Origin of the sequence: Pseudomonas sp. 10(2024), from assembly GCF_045164175.1 — a bacterium.
Classification (GTDB): domain Bacteria; phylum Pseudomonadota; class Gammaproteobacteria; order Pseudomonadales; family Pseudomonadaceae; genus Aquipseudomonas; species Aquipseudomonas alloputida.
This window is the reverse complement of sequence record NZ_CP174006.1, coordinates 2,757,978-2,780,474: the sequence shown is the minus strand read 5'-3', so window position 1 is coordinate 2,780,474 and position 22,497 is coordinate 2,757,978. Positions and strand designations below refer to the sequence as shown.

At 60.3% G+C, this 22,497-nt stretch carries 18 protein-coding genes and 1 pseudogene; 9 read left to right on the top strand and 10 right to left on the bottom strand.

Going from position 1 to position 22,497, the window contains the following annotated elements; genetic code table 11:
- Positions 1 to 199: 199 nt before the first annotated feature.
- Positions 200 to 2,401, top strand: coding sequence for a bifunctional diguanylate cyclase/phosphodiesterase (locus ACI7M0_RS12335; protein WP_129931811.1), 2,202 nt, complete (start codon positions 200 to 202; stop codon positions 2,399 to 2,401).
- A gap of 128 nt (positions 2,402 to 2,529) precedes the next feature.
- Here ACI7M0_RS12335 and ACI7M0_RS12330 read toward each other — a convergent pair whose 3' ends face one another.
- The 7 genes from ACI7M0_RS12330 to hisI form a co-directional block, all read right to left on the bottom strand.
- Positions 2,530 to 4,500 carry a heavy metal translocating P-type ATPase gene (locus tag ACI7M0_RS12330; RefSeq protein ID WP_405314601.1) on the bottom strand — a complete coding sequence of 657 codons (1,971 nt, stop codon included), beginning with the start codon at positions 4,498 to 4,500 and terminating at the stop codon, positions 2,530 to 2,532.
- A gap of 67 nt (positions 4,501 to 4,567) precedes the next feature.
- Positions 4,568 to 5,608, bottom strand: coding sequence for a protease modulator HflK (hflK, locus tag ACI7M0_RS12325; protein WP_108190789.1), 1,041 nt, complete (start codon positions 5,606 to 5,608; stop codon positions 4,568 to 4,570).
- Positions 5,595 to 6,611, bottom strand: coding sequence for a protease modulator HflC (hflC, locus tag ACI7M0_RS12320; RefSeq protein ID WP_129932976.1), 1,017 nt, complete (start codon positions 6,609 to 6,611; stop codon positions 5,595 to 5,597). The genes hflK (ACI7M0_RS12325) and hflC overlap by 14 nt, the downstream gene beginning before the upstream one ends.
- On the bottom strand, positions 6,608 to 8,440 hold the full coding sequence (hflK, locus tag ACI7M0_RS12315; protein ID WP_405314600.1) for a protease modulator HflK: 1,833 nt from the start codon (positions 8,438 to 8,440) through the stop codon (positions 6,608 to 6,610). The genes hflC and hflK (ACI7M0_RS12315) overlap by 4 nt, the downstream gene beginning before the upstream one ends.
- 475 nt (positions 8,441 to 8,915) lie before the next feature.
- Positions 8,916 to 9,320 carry an RNA polymerase-binding protein DksA gene (dksA, locus tag ACI7M0_RS12310; protein WP_064493495.1) on the bottom strand — a complete coding sequence of 135 codons (405 nt, stop codon included), beginning with the start codon at positions 9,318 to 9,320 and terminating at the stop codon, positions 8,916 to 8,918.
- Between the two features lie 36 nt (positions 9,321 to 9,356).
- A complete protein-coding gene (locus tag ACI7M0_RS12305) occupies positions 9,357 to 10,703 on the bottom strand; it encodes a dihydroorotase (RefSeq protein WP_129932978.1) in 1,347 nt (448 codons plus the stop codon).
- Positions 10,700 to 11,113, bottom strand: a complete 414-nt coding sequence (gene hisI / locus ACI7M0_RS12300; protein ID WP_129932979.1) for a phosphoribosyl-AMP cyclohydrolase — start codon at positions 11,111 to 11,113, stop codon at positions 10,700 to 10,702. The genes ACI7M0_RS12305 and hisI overlap by 4 nt, the downstream gene beginning before the upstream one ends.
- 97 nt (positions 11,114 to 11,210) lie before the next feature.
- Here hisI and ACI7M0_RS12295 point away from each other — a divergent pair, with 97 nt between their 5' ends.
- Together ACI7M0_RS12295 and hemB are read left to right on the top strand one after the other, a co-directional pair.
- Positions 11,211 to 11,645 carry a DUF4440 domain-containing protein gene (locus tag ACI7M0_RS12295; RefSeq protein ID WP_129932980.1) on the top strand — a complete coding sequence of 145 codons (435 nt, stop codon included), beginning with the start codon at positions 11,211 to 11,213 and terminating at the stop codon, positions 11,643 to 11,645.
- 5 nt (positions 11,646 to 11,650) lie between these two features.
- A complete protein-coding gene (gene hemB / locus ACI7M0_RS12290) occupies positions 11,651 to 12,661 on the top strand; it encodes a porphobilinogen synthase (protein ID WP_129932981.1) in 1,011 nt (336 codons plus the stop codon).
- 52 nt (positions 12,662 to 12,713) lie between these two features.
- Here the strand turns inward: hemB and ACI7M0_RS12285 are convergent, their stop codons facing one another.
- Positions 12,714 to 13,880, bottom strand: coding sequence for an N-acetylmuramoyl-L-alanine amidase (locus tag ACI7M0_RS12285; RefSeq protein WP_129932982.1), 1,167 nt, complete (start codon positions 13,878 to 13,880; stop codon positions 12,714 to 12,716).
- A gap of 129 nt (positions 13,881 to 14,009) precedes the next feature.
- Between ACI7M0_RS12285 and ACI7M0_RS12280 the strand changes: the two genes are divergently transcribed.
- The 5 genes and pseudogenes from ACI7M0_RS12280 (at position 14,010) to ACI7M0_RS12260 (ending at position 19,423) form a co-directional block, all read left to right on the top strand.
- Positions 14,010 to 14,411: a Fur family transcriptional regulator gene (locus tag ACI7M0_RS12280; RefSeq protein ID WP_020190656.1), complete on the top strand. Its 402-nt coding sequence runs from the start codon at positions 14,010 to 14,012 to the stop codon at positions 14,409 to 14,411.
- Between the two features lie 46 nt (positions 14,412 to 14,457).
- A pseudogene (locus tag ACI7M0_RS12275) lies at positions 14,458 to 15,290 on the top strand (GTP-binding protein).
- 50 nt (positions 15,291 to 15,340) lie between these two features.
- Positions 15,341 to 16,285, top strand: a complete 945-nt coding sequence (gene folE2, locus ACI7M0_RS12270; protein WP_129932983.1) for a GTP cyclohydrolase FolE2 — start codon at positions 15,341 to 15,343, stop codon at positions 16,283 to 16,285.
- A 310-nt stretch (positions 16,286 to 16,595) separates the two neighbouring features.
- Positions 16,596 to 18,686 carry a TonB-dependent siderophore receptor gene (locus tag ACI7M0_RS12265; RefSeq protein WP_129932984.1) on the top strand — a complete coding sequence of 697 codons (2,091 nt, stop codon included), beginning with the start codon at positions 16,596 to 16,598 and terminating at the stop codon, positions 18,684 to 18,686.
- A 14-nt stretch (positions 18,687 to 18,700) separates the two neighbouring features.
- Positions 18,701 to 19,423: a DUF4198 domain-containing protein gene (locus tag ACI7M0_RS12260; RefSeq protein WP_104887674.1), complete on the top strand. Its 723-nt coding sequence runs from the start codon at positions 18,701 to 18,703 to the stop codon at positions 19,421 to 19,423.
- A 202-nt stretch (positions 19,424 to 19,625) separates the two neighbouring features.
- On the opposite strand, the gene ACI7M0_RS12255 is transcribed toward ACI7M0_RS12260, so the two are convergent.
- Positions 19,626 to 20,942, bottom strand: coding sequence for a cation:dicarboxylate symporter family transporter (locus ACI7M0_RS12255; RefSeq protein ID WP_129932985.1), 1,317 nt, complete (start codon positions 20,940 to 20,942; stop codon positions 19,626 to 19,628).
- Positions 20,943 to 21,100: 158 nt separating this feature from the next.
- A complete protein-coding gene (locus ACI7M0_RS12250) occupies positions 21,101 to 21,514 on the bottom strand; it encodes a VOC family protein (RefSeq protein ID WP_064493486.1) in 414 nt (137 codons plus the stop codon).
- A 101-nt stretch (positions 21,515 to 21,615) separates the two neighbouring features.
- On the opposite strand from ACI7M0_RS12250, the gene ACI7M0_RS12245 reads away from it, so the two are divergent.
- A complete protein-coding gene (locus tag ACI7M0_RS12245; RefSeq protein ID WP_129932986.1) occupies positions 21,616 to 22,488 on the top strand; it encodes a LysR family transcriptional regulator in 873 nt (290 codons plus the stop codon).
- Positions 22,489 to 22,497: the final 9 nt, after the last annotated feature.

The window sequence follows — 22,497 nt, the reverse complement described above, 5'->3', positions numbered from 1 at the left end:
CGGGCAGGCCGAGGCGAGCCGAGTTAAGGCGCACGCGCTCCATCTGATACGTTCTTTTATCATCCACCTGAGTCTTTTTCGTGGAAGGCCCACTGCTTTATAAGATTTCGCGATCGGGGTGCGATCGGACTGTACCCGGGCACTCAATTCTCCAGCCGTTCAGGGAACCGGAAGGCCTCGCAAGTACTCAGGAATCCCCATGAACACCTCCTGCACGAGCTATCACAGCATGGCGCTTTCCGAGTCTCAGCGCGACATACTCGGTATGATTGCGACCAATCATCAACTGCACGACATCCTCACCGCCATCTGCTTGATGATCGACGCCCAGGATCCCGGCACGCTGTGTTCGATACTGCTCACCGATGCGCAAGGCAAGCATTTGCTGAAGGGCGCCGCGCCTGGCCTGCCGCCTGCCTACAGCGATGCGATCCATGGGTTGCCCATTGGGCCTCAGGAAGGCACGTGTGGCACAGCTGCATTCCGCCGCGAGCTGGTGGTGACAGCGGATATAGCCCGGGATCCGAGCTGGGAGCGTTTTCGCAGTCTGGCGCTAGGGTACAATCTACGCTCCTGCTGGTCGTTGCCATTACTCTCGCATCAGGGATCCGTACTTGGGACATTTGCGCTATACCAGGATCAAGCGATTGCGCCAAGCGAGGTGCAGATCCATCGGCTGACCTGCGCGGCGCAACTGGCTGCCATTGCGATCCGACATGAGCGTGACGGCCAACGTCTGGAGGAAAGCGAACAACGGTTTCGCTCATTGTTTACCTACAACCCCAACCCGGTTTTCGCCCTCGACAGGGCGGGCAACATCCAGAGTGTGAACCCTGCTGGCCTGAAGCTTAAAGCTGGCGCGGCAACTGATCTTGTCGGCCATCATTTCTCCCACCTCGTGTTCGAAGAAGACCTGCCGAAAGTGAATCAGCATTTTTTCGCGGCCCGCGCCGGTGAGCCGCAGCGATTCGAGGCAAGGGTGCGCGACGAGAGCGACGACAAGCAGTTGATCATGGATATCGCTAACCTGCCAATCATGGTCAATGGCGAGATCATCGGGGTATTCGGCATCGCGCGGGATATCAGCAAACAGAAGCATTACGAGCGCCAGTTGAGTATCAATGCCAGCCATGACGGGCTGACGGGTTTGCTTAACCGCCTGTCTCTGGAAGACCGGCTTGTCCTGGCGTGTCGCAACAGCCGTCAACGTAAAGTTCAACTGGCGGTCATGTACATCGACCTGGATGGATTCAAATCCATCAACGACTCCATCGGGCACTACTTCGGCGATCAAGTGCTGATCGAGGTGGCACAGCGCTTGACCCAGCAGGTCCGTCCGGCTGATACCGTCGTGCGTATGGGCGGCGATGAGTTTGTCGTTCTGCTGACGGACCTGCTTCGTGATGAAGACGCTGTCCCGGTGGCCGAGCGACTGCTGGCCAGCATTGGCAAACCCTACTGTATCCAGGGTATTGACCTGCACGTGAGTACCAGTATCGGTATTACGGTAAGCGATGGCCACATCGAGCAGCCGATGAAGTTGATCCAGCAGGCTGACATGGCCATGTACAAAGCCAAGCAACAAGGTCGGAACAACTTTCAATGGTACACCAGCGATCTTACCCACCGCGTTTGCGAGCACAGAAGCCTACGTAATGACCTGCAAAAGGCTATCAAAACTCAATCGTTCAGCCTGCATTATCAACCGCAAATAGAAGCGCGCACGCGTCGGGTGGTCGGGATCGAAGCGTTGTTGCGCTGGGAGCATCCGGTTAGAGGGTTCATCTCTCCAGCGGTTTTCATACCGGTGGCAGAGGACAGTGGTCAAATTATCCCTCTGAGCCTTTGGGTACTCGATACGGCGTGCGCGCAGTTGCGCAACCTATGTGATCAGGGCTTCAACGGTATCTCGATGGCCGTGAATATTTCGCCGATGCATTTCCAGTGCGGTCAGTTCGTTGAATGTATCCAGGCAGTGTTGAGCAAGCATGGGCTCAGCGCTGGACAATTGGAGCTGGAGATAACCGAGTCACTCTTGCTGCATAACGTTGAACAAGCAATTGCAACCTTGCACCGCCTCAAAGACTTGGGTGTACGCATTGCGCTGGATGATTTCGGTACGGGGTTCTCCAGCCTGAGTTATCTCAAGTGCTTGCCAATAGACAAAATCAAGATTGACCGCTCCTTTATCCAGGACATCTCGACGAACCTACACGATGCAGCAATCACTCAAGGCATCATTTCGATGGCCCATCATCTCAGCCTGTCAGTGGTCGCTGAAGGTGTGGAAACTGCGCCTCAGGTGAATTTCCTGGAAAGGGGGCGCTGCGATATTCTCCAAGGCTATTACTTTGCGAGACCCATGTCGCATGAGGCGCTCAGGACTTTCTTGGCCGACTAGTCCACCGCCATGGTGATGTCCTCGGCTCGCCGGGTTGATATTTTCGTGCTGCTTTGTAAGCGATGCCCATCGTTGCCGGCGCGGTGACAGGCGGGGGGAGCCCCACCTGCATGCCTGCGTTATAGGCGTCAGCGTTGGATGCCAGCACGATATGCTGACATTTCCCTCTTCTCCACATCCCGTTCGTCATAACGTAACAAGCGCCCGGAGTTGCTGAGCACCAGCAATGTACTGAAATTGTGCAACAGCGCTGCGACCATGGCCCCCGCCGCTCCCAATAAACCGAAAGCTGCTGCCCCCACGATAGCCAAGGTCCAGCCCAAGCCGATCAGCACGTTCACCTGGAGCGTGCGACGGCAAAGACGGCTGAGACGGATGCAGGTGCCCAAGCGCCGCAGATCACCGTTGATCAGCACGATATCCGCTGCGGCCAGCGCGATATCAGCACCGCCCGCCCCCATCGCCACCCCCACGACACCCGCCTTGAGCGCCAGCGCATCATTGATGCCATCACCCACCACCAAGGGGCGGAAGCCAACCTGAAGCTCATGGTTGACCTGGCGCAATTTCTCTTCGGGCAATGCTTCGGACACCACGCGAGTGATACCGACCTGTGCAGCGATGGATTCAGCCACACGGGTGCGATCACCGCTCAGCAGCAACTGACGCTCCAGGCCTAGTTCACGCAATTGCTGCATGGCCTCGGCAGACTCTGCGCGCACGTTGTCGGCCAGCAACAGCCAACCCAGAAATTGCCCATTCTGCGTCAAGCCCGCGATTGGGCCATCATGTTCAGGAACTGGAGGCACCGTCATGCCCAACTCATCGAAAAGCTCCGGTCGCCCCAACGCAGCTTTTCCCTCGGCTGTGTGCGCCACAACGCCAAAGCCTTGGCGTTCATGGACATCCAGTAGCGGCAACTGGTGGTCATGCGGTACCAATGCCGCCAGAGCTCGGCTGACCGGATGGCTACTGGCCGCACCGAGACTTGCGGCGAGGTTGATGATATCGGCCTGCGACAACGTACTCGATAGGCCAACCACGCTGCGCAGACGCAGGTTGCCGTAGGTCAGTGTGCCGGTCTTGTCGATCACCAGCGAAGACAAGTCGGCGAGTTCCTCGAGGAAGGCAGACCCTCGAATCAGGATACCGTGCCGGGCGGCGACGGCAATGCCTGCCACCGCTGTCGCCGGTGCCGACAGAACCAATGCACACGGACAGGCGGCGACCAGAACGGCCAACATGGCCTGGGCATCCTTGGTAACGAACCAGGTCGCGGCGGCAATCAGTAGCACCAATACCAGATAACGCCCGGCGTGTCGTTCGAGCAAGCGTGTGATGGGCGGCTTGGCTTGTTCGGCGCGCTGCATCAGGGCGATGACCTTGCCCAAGGTAGAATCATCGCCAACACGCGTAATCTCCACCCGCAGCAAGCCATCCAGATTGATCGACCCTCCATGGATATCCATCCCGGTCGTCACTTCCTGGGGAATGGACTCCCCCGTGATGGGCGCGGTGTCCAGGCTGGCCTGGCCTTCAAGAATGCGTCCATCGGCTGGTACCCGGTCACCGGCACGGACTTCGACTTGGTCGCCAGGGTTGAGGCTTGCGTTATCGACCTCATGAACCTGCCCCTCGGCATTGATAAGACGTGCTCGACTACGGGTCAGCTGCCCAAGTGCCGCAATCGCTTCTTGCGAGCCGAGCACGCTACGCTCCTCCAGGACGTGACCGAAAATCATGATGATCGGTAACAGTGCCGCTGTCGCGAGGTCACCCGTTGCCCAGGCGCCCAACATGGCTAAGCCGATGAGCTGATCGGTGATGCCGTGAAGACTAGGTTGCAACAGGCTGTACCACGCCGAACGTAACACTGGGATAGCCACGAGCAAGGAGGCGACGCCCAGCAGCAACTGACTGACCCCCTCTTGGGTCGGCGCCAGCCAGCGCCAGACGAGCCCCAGCACCAACAACCCCAATGCCAGCATCGCCAGGACCAGCTGTCGTGCGGCAGCACGCCGTTCGGCCTGGGATAACAAGCCAGACGTAAGGTGTGAATGGGCGTGGTGATGGTGGCCATGGCAGTGATGAGTACTCATCGCGAGCAGCTCCAGGAATGAAAATAGGTCGAAGCAGGCCGGCCGACATCGAGCAAAGGCACTGCTTTCATGGCTTGGGCCCCTGCAGAATCATGTGTCCGGCGTCATCGTTGTCGACGGTGGTGACCGACCCTGCGCGGGCGAGGATCGCCGGTATCCGCTCACGGTAAAGGCGCTGCAATAGCTGTGGATCCTGCTGATGCGTCAGACCAACGATGGTGGCGGTCTCGGCCTGGGCCTGGGACAGCCGCTCGCGCGCTTCGGCTTGTGCCACCTGTACTGTGCGGTCTGCAGCTTGGGTGGCCTGTTGCAGTTGGCGAGCAGCATCGTTACGGGCTTTTGCCACAGCCTGCTCGGCCTGCTGACTCGCGGTGAGCACTGCGTTGAATGCGCCGACTGCTGACCAAGGCAGAGAAGACTGAATGTCGACTCGTACTACCTCGATCCCAAGGTCCGCTCCAGCCGCTCGCAGATGGGCAAGGCTACTGTTGATGCCTTGTTGAAGGTCGCCGCGCAATTGCGCACGGAGCTCAGCCAACCGTGCGTCGCCGCCGACCAGCTCAGGACGCGCGACCAGGATGGCATCCATGTCACGCGAGGCACAGGTCTGCACCGCATTTCGCTCTACCAGGCGGTCCAGGGCGGGTTCGACGTGTTGCCCCTGGCGAGCGAAGGCGTAGGGGCCGGTGACGGTATAAAACACCCGGACATCCAGTTGTACGGCTCCAGCGTCGCCCGTCAACAAATAGCCAGAGCCAGCGGTAGCATCGCTTGCCAGCGTGCCGTCCTTGTCCGATTTTCGCGCAAGTTCTGAGCGCAGCAGCACTTCAACCCGACGTTCAGTAATCCGTCCTGCCGAGGGCAGTATCACGACTTGCTCGAAAGGTTGCGGCCAAGCGAGCAGCAAGCCAGCATTCTGAATGCGGTCTTCGGCCCCCAGGCGCAGCACAACCGCGCGGCTCTCAGGCCCCACCTGGCGGACATTTTCGAACAGCCAGCCCACTGCCGCCATCAGCGTCACGACGTACAACGCCAGAAAGCCGATGCGTCCTGTCTGCAGCCAAGGGCCATCCGGCAACCGGGACGTCAGATGCTCACTGATGGTCATGGTTGGCTCCAGCAGGTAGCGTAGGCACTTCCACCAGGGCGCGGAACGGCGCGGCATCGGTTCGCAATACCAATCGAGTACTCGGGTTGATGACCGATCCAAGGGTATCCAGCGAGCGCAGCAAGGTGTAGAGCTCCGGTGCCCCGGCGTACGCCTTGCCATAGATTTCCGCCGCCTGCACCTGGGACTGGGCCTGGATCTGGGCAGCCTTGACGGTGGCGTCCGCTTCCAGGATTCGGGCATCGCGCTCGGCGGCCGACTGGATCTCGGCAGCCTTGCGCTTCCCTTCGGCAGTGCGCTCGGTGGCAATGGTCTCGCGTTCGGCACGCATTCGGTCAACGGTGGCGTCGAGGGTGACCTTGGGCAAGGTCAGGCGCTCCATGCCCACTTGCACCACCTGCACCCCATAGGTGTTGATCAGTTGTTGCTCGATCTGCTCACGCAGGCGCTGTTCGAATGCATCGATGCGCACCCTGCTGGCATCGACGTTGACCAAGTCCGCCAGCTCGAAACCACTGGCGGTGGTTTCGAGCGCCGAGCCGACCAGGGTGCGGATCTGCCGCGCAGCCTCGTCTGGTTGATTCTGCACCGCCCGCATGAACAACTGGATGCTCTGTGGGTCTGGCGCCACCTGCCATGCAATATAGGCCTGCACGATGATGCGCAAACCATCGCGCGTACCCACATCCTGCAGACCACTGGAGGTTGTGCGCAGACGCAGGTCGACCGGGACTGCTGCCTCGAAGGGCACCGGCCAACGCCACGCCAACCCAGGCTCGGTCAGCACTCGCGACGGGTTGCCGAAGCGCGTGATCACGGTTGCCTCACCGACTCGAACCTGCACGAAACACGCCGTCGCGCCCATCACCAGGACCAGCAGCAGCGCCATGCCAATGCGTAGCCAGGCCGGACGGGCATGCGCGTGACTGTCATCATGATGATGGTCATGGCCATCATCATGATCGTGGCTGTGGTGATGGTCGTGTGTAGTATGGGCGCTCAATTTTTACGCTCCTGGGGGCGTGCGGGTGCGGGTTTTGGCTGCATGGGATCGACGGGCACTGCATAGCTGCGCAGGTCCAGCGTCGGTGCCTGGTGTGCCGCCAGGCGATGATCGATGATCAGGCTGCTCGCCCCATTCATGCCTTGGGACAAGCGCTCCAGATACTGTTCGAGGATGAAAGCCTGGCCAGCATGCTGCCAGGCAGTGCGTTCGGCTTCGAAACGCAGCGCGGCGGTACTCGCCTTGGTCTGCACTTCATGGGCGTCAGCGGTGGCCTTGTGGGCCAGCGATGTGGCGTCGAGACGCGCCTGGTTGAGCTTCTGTGCAGCCTGCCCGCGGTCACGCGCAACGAGCGCCTGTGCGGTGATTTGCGCCGCCTGCACGGCATGGTAGGCATTGGCCGCGCCCGCCGGCGGATGAATCGCCTCCACCGACGTTGCCAACAGCTCTACGCCACTGTTCATGCAGTTCAGGTCTGCCTGCACCGCACGCCCGATGTCGCGCCCCAGTGCTTCACGCTCGGTGCCTAACAAGCCGTCCAGCGATCGTCCAGCGAAATCGTGGACCAGCACGCGGTTGGCAACGCTGCGCAGCAGCTGTGCAATATCAGTGCTCTGGTAGGTGGCCGCTAGCGCTGCCGCGTCACTCATGCCGATACGGTAGATGAATCGCACGTCCATGTTTACGATCTGGAAGCCCTGTCGCCCACCGTCGGCACCGGCTATCACCTGCGAGTTCTCGCTGAGGTGAGTCGCATCCCAAAGCCGATTCGCCGTTGCCGGGGCCGCGCTTTCGGCAGCGGTCAGTGGATCTGCCGCGTCATCTGCACCAGAGGTAGCCAACTCATGGACGATGCTGTTGTCTACACTCAGCACCTTGCCAAAAGGCCAAGGCAGCCCGATGTGCAAGCCCGGTTGATACACAGCGACGGGCTTGCCAAAGCGCTCGTATACGCCGCGATTGTTCATGGGCACTTCCACGATGCCAGTCAGCAACCAACCGACCAGCGCCACCGATGCCGCCACCGGGAGGAACGCCCGACGCATGAAGGCGAAGGCCCATACCTGGCGCAAGTCGATGCCTAGACGCTGGTGCAATTCGTTCTGCAGCATTGTCATCGGCCGGGGTGGCCATTGCAGCAGGTCGCCGATCAGGCTACGAGCCACGAGCGCAGGCTCCTCGCGAGGTCGTGGGGGGCGGAATATCGCCAAAACTGCTCGCACGAGCAGCTCGAGCGCTGCCAACCCAGGTAGCACACCGATCAATACTGCCAATCGTGCCGGCCACAGTCGTGCGCCGTCTACGCACACCAGGCAGCCAATGGACAACACGTGCACTGCGATGACCAGGCGCAACACAGCCGCAAGCGCCCTGGCCTCAGGCCATGTCGCTTCGCTTTCCGCCATCAAGTGGCGCTCCACCACTACCAGGCAGAACGCGAACACAGCCAGTATTCCGATGGCAACCCAGGTCACCTGGCCGGCAGGCAGCGGTACAGGCAAGTCAAAGCGCCAAGCGCCTTTGACCAACAGCAGCGCCAGCACTGCCAAGCCAACAAGCCAGGGCGTCTCAGCGCCCAGCTTGTGAAGTTGCCGCCGGCAGGTTTCGCCGACCTGCCAGCACCAGCGTTCAAAACGGCTGAGCGATGCGGACTCGACTGATTCCTTTGCGTCACCCCGCCAGAACACCAGCGGAGTGGGGACCTGCCCCAGCGCGGTCGTACGCCAACTGGCCACCCGCCAAGCCGACTGCGCTGTCGCCGCCAGCAGGAACAGCGCGGAGCCATTGACCGCCAAGAGGACGAACCAGTAGGAGTCAGGGCTGAACACCCCGACCAATCCTTGCAGTGTCAATAGCAGCGTGGCGATTGCTAGCGCCACGTACGTCAAAAGCACTAGCCTGCGCGTGTGAACTTTTGAGCGCTGAAAACGGGGAAGCCCATCGAGGTCGGTGGCCTCGGTTTCTAGATCGACCATCATAAGACTCCAGCAATACCAGGCGTCGCGAATCGGCTCCCGAAGGCGTTATCGTCCATTTGCGACATATTCGGTAACGTTATAACAACAGATGTAAAAAATCTGTTCGTCCAGCACCAGGACCGGCGCGGCTGATAACGTCTGAGCTATTGAGTCGCTGCTGGGACAGGGCATCCCCTCCCATTAGGTATCGGGATAAAACTGGTGTTCAGCGTGATACGTAGGCCCCTGGGCGAATGGGCAAAACAACGTTACCTCGAACGCGAGCATACCCGGGGCATCTACTGTGGCTACGTGCTGATGAACCCTATGGTGGCGATTTGCACCCTCAATCGTCGCGCATGTGCCGCTCATTGCGTTCCTGGCGTTCTTTGGCCTCCACGCACAGGGTGGCAGTTGGCCTGAGCAGCAACCGCTTGAGACCAATCGGCTCGCCAGTTTCCTTACACCAGCCATACTCGCCACGGGCAACGCGTTCCAGGGCCTCGTCGATCTTGTCCAGCAGTTTTTTCTCCCGCTCCAGCAGCCTCAATTGCCATTGACGATGCTCCTCCGCCGTGCCGATATCGGAGGGATCACTGGTAGGCTCGAAGTCGCGGATCGCTTCGAATTCTTCAGCGATGCGTTGCTGAAGCTCATTGCGCTGGGCAAGCAGCAGCTCACGGAAGAACCTTTGCTGGGCAGCGTCCATGTAGGCGTCTTCGGGTTGGGATAGTAGCTCTTGTTCGGTCATTGCAGGTGCGCTCAGGTCAATGAAAAGAAATGGCGGTCAACCGCGTCGTGCGTTGAACGCCAGCGGCAAGCCTTGGCAGCCCTCGACCAGCCGGCCTTCATGCCAGGTCAGTTGCCCGGAGACCAGTGTCGTGGCCACTCGATGATGAAAACGATGGTGCACGAACGGCGTCCACTGACAGTGCGCCAGAACCGGGTCGAGGATGACAGCGCGGGGCTCGGGCAGACGCTCGATCAGCGTCATGTCCGCCCAGTAGCCCTCACGCAGGTAACCGCGTTCCGAAATGGCGAACAGATCCGCGACGGCGTGGCTGGTCTTGCGCACCAGTTGGGCAACTGTCAGCACGCCCTCCTCCACAAGCTCGAAGAGCGCCGGAAGTGCATGCTGTACCAACGGCAAACCTGATGGCGCCGAGGCATAAGGGCGTTGTTTTTCCGCCAAGGTATGGGGTGCGTGATCGGTACCGATGACATCGATGCGGTCGCACAGCAGAGCCTGACGCAGTGCGTCCCGGTCTTCCCGGGTTTTGATGGCAGGGTTGCATTTGATCAGGTGGCCCAAGCGGGCATAGTCACGGTCATCGAACAGCAGATGGTGCGCGCACACTTCGGCGGTGATCTGCTTGCCCTGCAAAGGCCCAGGCTGGAACAACTTCAGCTCTTGGGCGGTGGTCAAGTGCAGCACATGCAACCGTGTGCCGAACTGCTTGGCAAGCTGCACCGCCAGGCTCGAAGAGCGCAGGCAGGCATCGGCATCTCGAATGATCGGGTGCATGGCCGGCGGAATGAAATCGCCGTAGCGCTCACGTATGCGCGCTTCGTTGGCCAGGATCGACGGGGTGTGCTCGCAGTGCGCCAGGAGGATGGTCGGCACGCTGGCGAACAGCCGCTCCAGCACCCTGGGGTTGTCCACCAGCATGTCGCCGGTGGAGGCGCCCATGAACACCTTCACTCCCGCCACTTCACGTGGGTCGAGGGCCGCCACGGTATCGAGGTTGTCCTTGCTCACGCCAAAATGAAAACCGTAGTTGGCAACCGAGGTGCTGGCGGCGCGGGCTTTCTTGTCGTGCAGGGCGGCAAGATCCAGCGTGGCCGGGTTGGTGTTGGGCATGTCCATGAAGCTGGTGATACCGCCCGCCACTGCTGCGCGCGACTCACTGGCCATGGTGCCCTTGTGCGCAGCGCCAGGCTCACGAAAATGAACCTGGTCGTCGATCATGCCGGGGAGCAACCATTGGCCCCGGGCATCGATTTCGAGCGGCGCATTGACGCCCGCGATGCTGCGGCCGATTTTCTCGATACGGCCATGGGCGACCAGTACATCGGCCTCCTGTATGGCACCTTCATTGACCAGGCGGGAGTTGCGAATGATGACTTGATTCATGCGCCCACCTCGGCGGGGTTGCCCGTCACCACCACTTGATCACCCTGGATCGCGTTGTAGAAACAGCTGCGACGCCCTGTGTGACAGGCGACACCTGTCTGATCCACCAGCAACAACAGCGCGTCGCCATCGCAGTCCAGCCGCACGTCGTGTACATGCTGGACATGCCCCGAGCTTTCGCCTTTGCGCCACAGGCATCCACGGCTACGTGACCAGTAGCACGCCCGCCGGGTCTCGAGGGTTTCCAGCAGCGCCTTTTCGTTCATCCAGGCCAGCATCAGGACTTCGCCGCTGTCATGCTGCTGGGTGATGGCGGGGATCAGCCCCTGGGGGTTCCAGGGTATGTGGCCAAGCACATCGGTCAAGGCGAAGCGGCTTCCCGCCTGTGCCTGCTCAAGGGTAAGGAACATGATTTGCAACCTGTGGTAAATGTTATGTTATAACACTTACAACTTAGCAGATTACGCCGCTACTGTTCATCTTTTCCACTTGCGCAGGAGAGACGCCATGACCGAAACATGCCCGAACCCGACCATCGAAACCTACGCCGACACCGAACTGGCCTGCCTGGCCGGTGCCAAAGCGGCGCTCTACCGTTGGGCCGCGACCGTGGCCACACGCGATGTGGATCAGGTGCTGGCGTTGTACGCACCTGATGCGATCCTGGTTCCGACCCTGTCCAACCAAGTGCGTGACTGCGACGACAGCCGTCGCAACTATCTCGAGAATTTCCTCGCTAACGACGGGCTGGTCTGTGACATCCAGTTGTTCAAGAAGCGCGTCAGCCGCAAGCTGGGCACCGTGGTCGTTGGAGGCCAGTACACCTTCGTCTTTCGTGAGGACGGCGAGCAGCGGGTAGTGCCAGCGCGCTTCCTGTTCACCTTCGAGCGGATCGACCAGCAGTGGTTGATCACTGGCCACCATTCCTCCATCGAGGCATGAGAGGCATGACCCACTTCGCGAGCTCAACGGGCGCGTTCCCGGCCACGCGTTTGCGCCGTAATCGCGCTGACGAATGGACGCGGCGTCTGGTCGCTGAAAACAGCCTGTCTCGCGATGACCTGATCTGGCCGGTTTTTCTCAAGGAAGGCTCAGGTACATGCGAGGCGATCACCGCCATGCCGGGCCAGGTACGCGTCAGCCTGGCCGAACTGCCGGATCACGTAGGCCGGGCGGTCGAACTGGGCATTCCGGCCATTGCCCTGTTTCCCGCCACTCCAGTGCAGCGCAAAGACAGTGAGGGCACCCACGCCCTCGACGCGGACAACCTGATCTGCCGCGCCGCCAGGTTGCTCAAGGCCACGTTCCCCAACCTTGGCTTGATCGGCGACGTCGCACTGGACCCCTACACCGACCATGGCCACGACGGCGTGCTGCGCCAAGGCCGCGTGGCCAATGACGAGACCTTGCAGGTACTGGCGGCCCAAGCCGTGGTCCAGGCCCAGGCCGGCATCGACACCTTGGCACCTTCGGACATGATGGACGGGCGCATCGGCGCGCTCAGGTCCGCGCTGGACCTGGCCGGGTTCAGCGATGTGCGTCTGATGTCCTACGCCGCCAAGTACGCGTCCGGCTTCTACGGCCCGTTCCGCGACGCACTGGGTTCGGCGGCCGCGCTCAAAGGCGACAAGCGCACGTACCAGATGGACCCGGCCAACAGCGACGAAGCCCTGCGCGAAGTAGCGCTGGACCTGCAAGAAGGCGCCGACATGGTGATGGTCAAGCCCGGCATGCCCTATCTGGACATCATTCAAAGGGTCAAGGCGACCTTTGCCGTGCCGACATTTGCCTACCAGGTCAGCGGTGAATACTCGATGCTCAAGGCAGCGATCAACCAGGGCTGGCTGGATCCGGACACGGTCATCCTGGAGGCGTTGATGGCGTTCAAACGTGCGGGGTGCAACGGCATCCTGACTTACTTCGCTCTGGAGGCCGCCTCGCGGCTGAAACAGGGTTGAGTGGCCTGTTCGAGAGGACACCGCGCTCAAGCGCAAGGACACGCAGCGTTGCTCACGCCTCTCTCTTGGCCGTGATCAGGCTGCCAGCCGGTGGTTTCTGGCGGAAGTAGCTGTCCAGCCCGGCGAATATCGCCTCCGCGACCTTGCGCTGATGACGGGCATCATGCAACCGCCGGCAATCTCCGGCATTGGAAATGAAACCGGTCTCGACCAGGATCGAAGGTACTGCCGCCGACTTGAGCACGGCGAAACCTGCCTGTTCCACCCGCGCTTGATGCAGGCCCGACACCTGCCCAAGCTGCGAGAGCACCTGATGCCCGAGATCCAGGCTTGTGGCGATCGTCGAGTTCATCGACATGTCCAGCAGCACGCTGGCGACCATGGGGTCGCGCTCACGCAGCTTGATTGGCAATCCCCCGCCGACCCTGTCTGCATCGTTTTCCCGCTGCGCCATCCAGCGCGCCATCGACGACGTCGCGCCCCCTTGCGACAAGGCGAACACCGATGCCCCAGACGCCGTGAGTCGCGGTGCAGCATCGGCATGTACCGACACGAACAAGTCCGCGTTCAGCCGCTGAGCGAGTTCGGCGCGCTTGCGCAGCGGAATGAACACATCGTCACTGCGTACCAAGCGTGCCTTGTAGCCTTTTTGTGCATCGAGGCGCTTGGCCAGCAACTTGGCGATCTGTAACGCAACGTGCTTTTCCTGCTCGCCCTTGGGCCCTACTGCACCGGGGTCTTTGCCGCCATGCCCGGCATCGACCACGATCAACAGGTCGCGCTGTCGCGCCAAGGGCTTGGCAACTTCCGGCGCAACGCCCACCGGTAGCCCAGTGAGTACCAACTCCAGGCCATGCGGCCCGGTGTTGAGCGAGCGGACTTCGCCGCGCACTGCCGAGTCGGCCAGGTCCAGCACGATACGCAAGTCACCGGACGCGGTGATGCCACTGCGTACGGCTGTGACGGCAGTGCCGTCCAGGGCAAGATCGTTCAGTGACGCCTGCAGACTGGCCTGAGGAAGATCAACAACCAACCGCGGTGGCGCCGCGAGGCTGAAATGCTTCGCCGCCACCGGCCCGGTCAGCTCCAGCGACACCTTGGTGACGCTGCCCGACCGGCTCACCCAAACCCGTTTAACCGCCTGCCCGGCTTGTGCCGCAAGAGGCAGCGGCAATGCCAGGCATGCAAGCAGTAGTTTCAGCACTCGTCGACGATCCATATGGACTCCCATTGACCTGCGAACCAGCGAAGCCTCGGGCAATTTCGCTAGCCATTTTATTATTGTTACTTTATAACATCCCAAATCCAGAACAAAATGAAGACTGCCCGCCAACGGAAGGAGACCTGCATGCAACTGACCAGCAATCAGCAACGTGTCCTGACGGCGCTTCAGCAAGCCGACAAGCCGCTCAGTGCCTACGCCATTCTGGACAGCCTGCGCAATGAAGGTGTCAGGGCGCCGACGCAGATCTACCGCGCGCTGGGCCACCTGGCCGAGCAAGGGTTGATTCATCGGCTGGAGTCTTTGAACGCTTATGTCAGCTGCACCTGCCCAAGCCAGTGCGAAGCAGGTTTCAGAGCGTTCGCCATCTGCGACAGTTGCGGCCATGTCGATGAGTTCAACGTACCGCACCTGAACCAGGCCCTGGGGCACTGGATGAAACAGAACGTGTTTTCGCTGTGCAGCTCGGTCATCGAGCTGCACGGTAAATGCGCCGCCTGTACTCGCCGTGATGCAGGCGAGGACTGAGCAGAGCCGCACGCATGCGCACCACCCTTTATCATGAGGCCTCCCGATGAGCACCCCTGTCCCCCATACCAACGAAGCCGCGCGGCTGCCCGTCACTGTACTTTCCGGCTTCCTCGGAGCCGGCAAGACTACCCTGCTCAACCATATTCTGAACAACCGCGAAGGCCGGCGAGTCGCGGTGATCGTCAACGACATGAGCGATGTGAACATCGATGCCGCACTGATACGCGAGGGTGGCGCCGAGCTGTCACGCACCGACGAAAAGCTGGTGGAGATGAGCAATGGCTGTATTTGCTGCACCTTGCGCGAAGACCTCCTGCTCGAAGTGGACCGTCTAGCCAAAGAGGGTCGTTTCGATCAATTGGTCATCGAATCGACGGGCATCTCCGAGCCACTGCCGGTGGCGGAAACCTTCACCTTCGAAGGCGAGGATGGCCGCAGCCTCAGCGAAGTGGCACGCCTCGACACCATGGTCACCGTGGTCGATGCCTTCAATTTCCTGCGCGACTACAGCTCGCGCGACAGCCTGCAGGCACGCGGTGAATCGCTGGGCGAGGAAGACGTGCGCACCGTGGTCGACCTGCTGATCGAGCAAATCGAGTTCTGCGACGTCATCGTACTGAACAAGACCGACCTGATCAGTGGCGAAGAGCGCGATCGCCTGATGGCCATCCTCAATACCCTCAATCCAAGGGCGAAAGGTCGAAATGGCACGAGGACGTTGGCGATGCCCGCCAGGAGCTGGTGCTGATCGGTATGGAAATGGACGAGGCAGCGCTGCGGGCGCGTTTCGATGCCTGCCTGCTGACCGATGAGGAAATGGCCCAGGGACCGGAAGGCTGGATGAAGCTGACCAACCCCTTCCCCGGCTGGAACTGATTCAAACGCCTTGCTGCCACGTGCAAGGCTCCCACCACTGGATATACATGATGAGCTCAGCATTACCCGACGTTTCCGTCACCGACCTGGCCCCCAGCCTCAGCCCGCTGCAATGGGTCGGCATGCAGGGTATCGACCTGCCGGTAAGGATCGAAGAACCGACCTACCAGCGTGAACTGCACGCCCGGGCGGATGTCCAGGTCGACCTGCCGGCACCGCATGTCAAAGGCATTCACATGTCCAGGCTGTATCGCCTGCTGGACGCCTGGGGGCAGGCTGCGGCGGTGTCGCCGGCAAGCCTCTTTGCGCTGTTGCAGGAGATGATCGACAGCCATCAGGATTGCGAAAGCCGCAGTGCCAGGGTGCGCCTGGATTTCGACTTGCTGGTTCGCCGCCCTGCACTGGTGACCGAGGGCCTCTCTGGCTGGAAGTCGTACCCGGTTCACGTGCTCGCGACGAAGGTCGGTGGGGCGCTGAACCTGAGTATCGAGGTCAGGATCGGCTACTCCTCGACCTGCCCGTGCTCGGCCGCTCTCTCCCGGCAGTTGATTGAGGACGGCTTCCTGCGAACCTTCAAGGACCAGCCACTGCTCGAAGCCAGCGCCGTCGCGCAGTGGCTGCGCAGCAACGCGTCGCTGGCGACGCCACATAGCCAACGCAGCGAAGCTCGAGTGCGCGTCACGGTACCTGCCGATGCCCCGGATCTCGGGTTGCTGGCCCTGATCGACCACGTCGAAGGCGCCTTGCGCACGCCGGTTCAGACCGCCGTAAAACGGGCTGACGAACAGGCTTTCGCAGCACTCAACGGGCAGAACCTGATGTTCGTCGAAGACGCTGCGCGGCGTATTCAGGCAAGCCTGCACGGTTACCGCGATAGCCAAGTGCACGTTCGCCATCTGGAAAGCCTGCACCCGCACGATGCTTCGGCCTGGTCCGCCCCGCAGGCATCTGCGCCTGACCAACAAGAATCATTTGCAACCGGTAATGAGCGCTAACCACTGGTGTTACGTTATTACATCTAATAACATGCGCATCCCAAAACATGAACATTTCCTCATCAGGATTCATTTGTCAGGTCTGACGCAAGGCGGGCCGCTCTACTCGCAAGGGTTTCTTGTCATCTGTGATGCAGCACCGCCCGAAGCAGGGCGCGGCATCGATGTTGGCATCGAGAGCAGCCTGAGCAGCCTACACCGTGGAGCCTGATGGTGTATCCGTTGTGATCCCCTTCGAGCTCGTGGACAGTGCCCAAGTCAGGACGTATCCAACAATGCAACGTTATAGCGTGAAAAACGGAGACTTTACGTGAACTCTCGTGCCCCCCTTCTGGCCGGCCTGACGCTGGGCTTGTTCGGCCAGCCGATTTCAGCGGCACAACCCTTGCTGCTGAACGAAACCTCCATCACCGACGCCTACCTCGAAGAGCGCGCCGACGGGCCGGTGCAAGGCTATCGTGCCAACCGCTCTGCCACGGCCACCCGCACCGATACCGACATCCGCGACACGCCGCAGAGTATCGACGTCGTGCCCGCGCAGGTGATCAAGGACCTCAACACCACCCGCATCGACCGCGCCCTGGACTTTGCTGGCGGCGTGTCGCGGCAGAACAACTTCGGCGGCCTGACTTTCCTCAACTACAGTGTGCGCGGCTTCACCACGGGCGAGCTGTACAAGAACGGTTTCGCCATCAACCGCGGCAGCTACAGCTCGCCGGACACCTCCAACATCGAGCGCATCGAAGTGCTCAAAGGCCCGGCTGCCAGCCTGTACGGCCGTGGCGACCCTGGCGGACTGGTCAACATCGTCACCAAGCGCCCCCAGGCCGAAGCCTTCAGTACCCTCACCCTCAGCGCAGGCAGCTGGGACCGCTACCGCGCCGCCCTGGACGCCAACTCGCCGCTGGACAGCGAAGGGAATCTGCTGGGCCGGATCAACCTCGCCGTCGAAGACAACGACAGCTTCCGCGATCATGTCGGCAGCGAGCGCCGTATCGTCAGCCCCTCCCTGAGCTGGCAACTGTCACCCGACACCCGACTGATGATCGACACCGAGTTCTCCCGCACCGAGTCGGTGTTCGATCGCGGCATTCCGGCAGTCAACGGCGAAATGGGTTCGGTCAAGCGCTCGACCTTCCTTGGCGAGCCGAATGACGGCGAGATCCGCAACGACAACCAGACCCTCGACGTGGCGCTGGAACACGTGCTCAACGACAACTGGAAGCTGCGCCTGGCCAACCACTACACCCAGGGCACGCTCAAGGGCAACAGCTCCGAGCCCCAGGCCCTGGTGGGCACCACCATCACGCGCTTCTATCGCGAACGCGACTTCGAATGGAACGACAACATCACCCAGGCCGAGCTGCACGGGCAGTTCGAGCTGGGTGGCTGGCAGCATCAGACCCTGGTGGGGCTGGAGTACGAAAACTACCGCAACAGCCAGAAGTACCCGCAAAGCGCCACCTCCGCAGCGTATGGGCTGGATATCTACAACCCGGTATACGGCAAGCCGAAGCCAGCCATCACCCGTGCCAACGACTTCTTCGAGCACACTGAAAGCTACGCGATCAACCTGCAAGACCAGATCGCTTTCACCGAGCGCCTGCGCGGGTTGCTGGGCGTACGCCTGGAGCGCTTCGAGCAGACCTCGCAGAACCGCACCACGGGTCTCAGCAACAGCCAGGAAAAGGACGTTGCCACACCGCGCATCGGGGTGTTGTACCAACTGACCCCGCAAGTCGGCGTGTTCGCCAACGCATCCACTTCGTTCAAACCCAACACCATCGGCACCCAGGGCCAGGTGTACAAGCCTGAAAAGGGCTTGGGTTACGAGACCGGGGTCAAACTCGACCTCCTCGACAGCCGCCTGGGCGCGACCATCGCCCTGTTCCATATCGACAAGGAGAACGTCATCACCACCGACGCCCTTGGCGAGAGCGTGGCGGCGGGCGAAGCGCGCAGCCAAGGCCTGGACCTGCAGTTCAGCGGCCAGCTGACCGACGCGTTGCGAGTGATCGGCGCCTACGCCTACATCGACGCCGAGGTCACCAAGGGCGACGCAGCCCTGCCCAAAGGCAGCGACTTGCTCGGCATCGCCCGTAACAGCGGCAGCCTGATGGGCGTGTACGAATTCCAGGACGGGGCCCTGCGCGGTTCGGATGTGGGCGCAGCGGTGAACTACGTCGGCGAACGCTCCGGCCAGGCTGGCAGCGACTTCACCCTGGACGCCTACAGCACGGTCGACCTGCTGGCGCACTACAAGGCCAGCGAACAGGTCACCGTCGGCCTCAACCTCAACAACCTGTTCGACCGCAAGTACTACGAACGCTCGTACAACAGCGCTTGGGTGCTGCCCGGGGAGCCACGCAACTTCAGTGTCAGCCTGACCCTTAGCCTTTGAACCGAGGAACCATCATGCATCCATCGTTGAAAGTCGCATCCCTGTTGACCCTGATGGTCAGCGTCAACGCAGGCGCCCACGGCCTGTGGACCGAGGAGCGACGTGGCAATATCGAGGCCGTGTACGGCCACGGCGCCGAGGATAACGCCTACAAGGCGGAAAAGATCAAGCGCGCCTGGGCGTTCGACGCGACAGGGAACATGGTCCCGGTCACGGTCGAGCGCCTGGCGGATCATGCCGTGCTGCAACCACTTACCCCGCCTGCGGCACTTGCCGTGCTGCTGGACAACGGGCCTTGGTCGCAGCGCCCGGACAAGCAATGGGTCAATCAGGATCGCACCCACGTCAAGGATGCGATCGCCTCCACCCACAGCTTGAAATACAGCCTGGCGATCTACCAGAGCGGCGCCCGCCTGCCGAAACTGGACATGCTGCGTTTAGCGATCGTTCCCCTGAGCGACCCTCTGCAAGTCGGGCCAGGCAAGACGCTGGAAGTGCAGGTACTGCTCGATGGCAAACCGGCTGCTGATATCCCGCTGCAGGGCGATTACCGGGGCGCCCCTCACCAGGTCAGCGCCACCACCGACAAGCAAGGCCGGGCACGTATTACCGTACGCAATGAAGGACTCAACATCATCGCGGCCCAGGCTACCCTGCCAATGGCAGACGGCAGCCCCGTGGCCCAGCAGAGTCTGTTCAGTTCACTGACGTTCCTGGGTGAGCCGCACCACGAGTAACATAAGCGACCTACCTCGGCCGTGACGGCCGAGGTATGGCAGTTGGAGACGTTCGGAATGAGTGCCTGCAACCAGCATCCGCACCATGACCATTGGCACAAGCCCGGCTGCGGCCACACGGCAATCGAACTCGATGGGCATGTCGATTACCTGCATGATGGGCACTTGCATCACATGCAGGGCGATCATGTCGATGAACACACTAGGTCGTTTTTGCCGAGCCCCCAGCGCCAATCGAACAGGTCAACACTTGCGGGCGCTCCCCGGGCGCTACCACCGGGGCAGCAGGCATCCGGTATTGGTTCTCCCACTTCGCCACAACCAGAGGCGCCAGTGCGTTGCCCAAGACATTCAGCGCCGTGATCGGCATGTCCATCAAGCGATAGACTCCGGCGATGAATGCAATACCTTCCACAGGCAGGCCGGCACTGGTCAGCGTAGCGGTCAAGATCACGAACATGGCCCCCGGGACGCCGGCTGCGCCCTTGGAGGTCAGCACCATGATGATGATCAGCATCGCCTGGTCAGCCAAGCTCAGGGGAATTTCATACAGCTGCGCGATGAACAGCGTGCCGATGCCCACGAACAGCGATGCGCCATCCAGATTGAAGGAATAACCCGTAGGAATCACCAACGTAGCAATCGAACGCGGCGCACCGTAGGCCTCGACCTTTTCAATCAGCTGGGGCATGACAGTCGCCGAGGCGGCAGTACTGAACGCCAGGATCAACTCATCCTTGATCGCCTTGATCAGGTCGAAGATGTTGATCCCGGCAACCTTCGCGATGCCGCCCAGCACGACCACGCCGAACAGAATGACCGCGACGTAGGTGACGGCAATCAGTTTTGCCAGAGGCAGCAACGCGGAAAGCCCGAAGTTGGCGACCGTCACGCCGATCAGGCCAAAGATCCCGATGGGTGAGTAGTGCATCACGATATGCGTCACCTTGAACATCGTCGCGGAAATGGCATTGACTACCGCGATCAACGGCATTTTCTTCTCTTTGTCCAGAGCACTTAGCCCAAAGCCGAACATGACCGAGAAGAACAGGACAGGCAGCAGCTTTCCTTGCGCCATTGCACCGACGATATTGTCCGGGATGATATTGAGGATGACTTGAGCAAAACCTGTGCTCTCCGAGGTAGAGGGAAGCGAGAGCGATTGGGTGTTTGCCAGGGTCGTCAAGTTGGCACCTACGCCTGGCTGCGCAAGATTGCCAACCAGCAGGCCGCACACAATTGCGATGCTGGTCACGACAAAGAAGTAGAACAAGGCTTTCACCCCTACCCGCCCTATCGCCTTGCTATCACCATTGCCTGCGATCGCGCCGACCATGCACGCAAATACAAGGGGTATGACAATCATCTTCATCATCTTGATGAAAATATCGCCGACGGGTTGCAAAAAGCTGCTGATTATCCAGGCTTTGTACTCGGGAAAGTAATTGAGAAGTGCCCCCACTACAACCCCGAGCACAAGACCTACAATAATTCTAGTCACCAGACTAGTCTTCGCCATACGTCCTCCAGTTATTATAATTTGGACTGTACATTGGCCGGCAAAAATGCCAAACACATCGTTGGAGCTTGTTATTTTTATTGAGTGGCCACTCATCGATACACGCCTCTTATCTCACGCAGACAAAGCGGGAGGCGCGTCCCGGACGTTTTTGCCAATCAGGTGGCAAATACACCTTCAAAGTCCTTGAACCCTTTGATCTCGATCGGGTTGCCACTGGGGTCCAGGAAAAACATCGTTCGCTGCTCCCCAGGTTGGCCCGGGAATCGTACAACCGGCGGTATGTCGAACTGCACACCATGAAGCGCCAGGCGGTCTGCCATCGCGAACCAGTCATCCAGATGCAGCACCAAGCCGATATGCGGCATCAACACTTCATGGTCGCCGACTTTACCGGTACGGGTAGTTGGAAAAGGAACACCTTTGTGAAGTGAAATCTGGTGACCGAAGAAATCGTAATCCAAATAAGTGTCACTCGTGCGGCCTTCTTTGCAGCCGAGAATATTACCGTAGAAGTTACGAGATGCTTCGAGATCTGTAACATGGTATGAAACATGAAATAACGATTTCATAACTACCCTCTTTGGTTTCTGATAGAACTTTCGGGGAGGTTAGCGTAGCCTCGCGCAAGTGCTAAAGCGCATTTTTCCATCTCTCAGCGAAAGGAAATGTTTTGGACACTCGATTTCTCGAAAGCCTGATGGCGGTGATAGAGACCGGCTCGATTGCAGCGGCGGCTCGACGGGAAAACCTGACAGCACCTGCAGTCAGCCAGCGTATACAAGCACTCGAGAAATCGCTGGCGTGCGAACTCCTGAACCGAAGCGCACATGCTGTCGAACCTACCGAGAAATGCCTGTCGTTGCTGCCGAAGATTCGAGATCTGATCCAGGGGGCAGCAGAGCTGAAAGAGGATCTGGACACCAGTAGCCTGTCGGGGTATCTCAAGATCGGTGCGATCTCTACAGCGTTGACAGGCATATTGCCAGAGGCCATGAATCAGCTATCAAGCATTGCCCCGCAACTGAGGCTACGCATCACGCCAGGGGACTCGCGCAGTCTTTACGAACAAGTAGCCTGCGGAGAGCTCGATGCGGGAATCATGGTATATCCGCCCTTCAGCGTCCCCAAAAGCATTCGTGTACAGGTGCTTCGAGAAGAACCCCTGATGCTTTTGACCAAAGACCCCGTTGACAAGCGCGACATCCGCTCGACGATTCTAGGTCGAAACCTGATTCGATATGACTCACATGCCTGGGGTGGGCAGATTGCCCAGCAGTACTTGAATGACAATGACCTGCAACCCGATGTCCTCTGTAATCTGGATGCGCTGGATGCTATCTACATCATGGTCGCAAAAGGCATGGGGGTGTCTGTTGTCCCACTCTGGGCGGGATTGAAGACTGACGACGTACAGGCAACGCCAGTGCCGGACGCTGACAGCTACATGCGCAAGGTAGTCCTGCTTCACAAGGCCAACCCCAGAAGGCCCAAGGCGGTGGAGGTTTTGAAGGCACAGCTTATGAATAACTGCAGCTTTCCATAAGGGCCTACA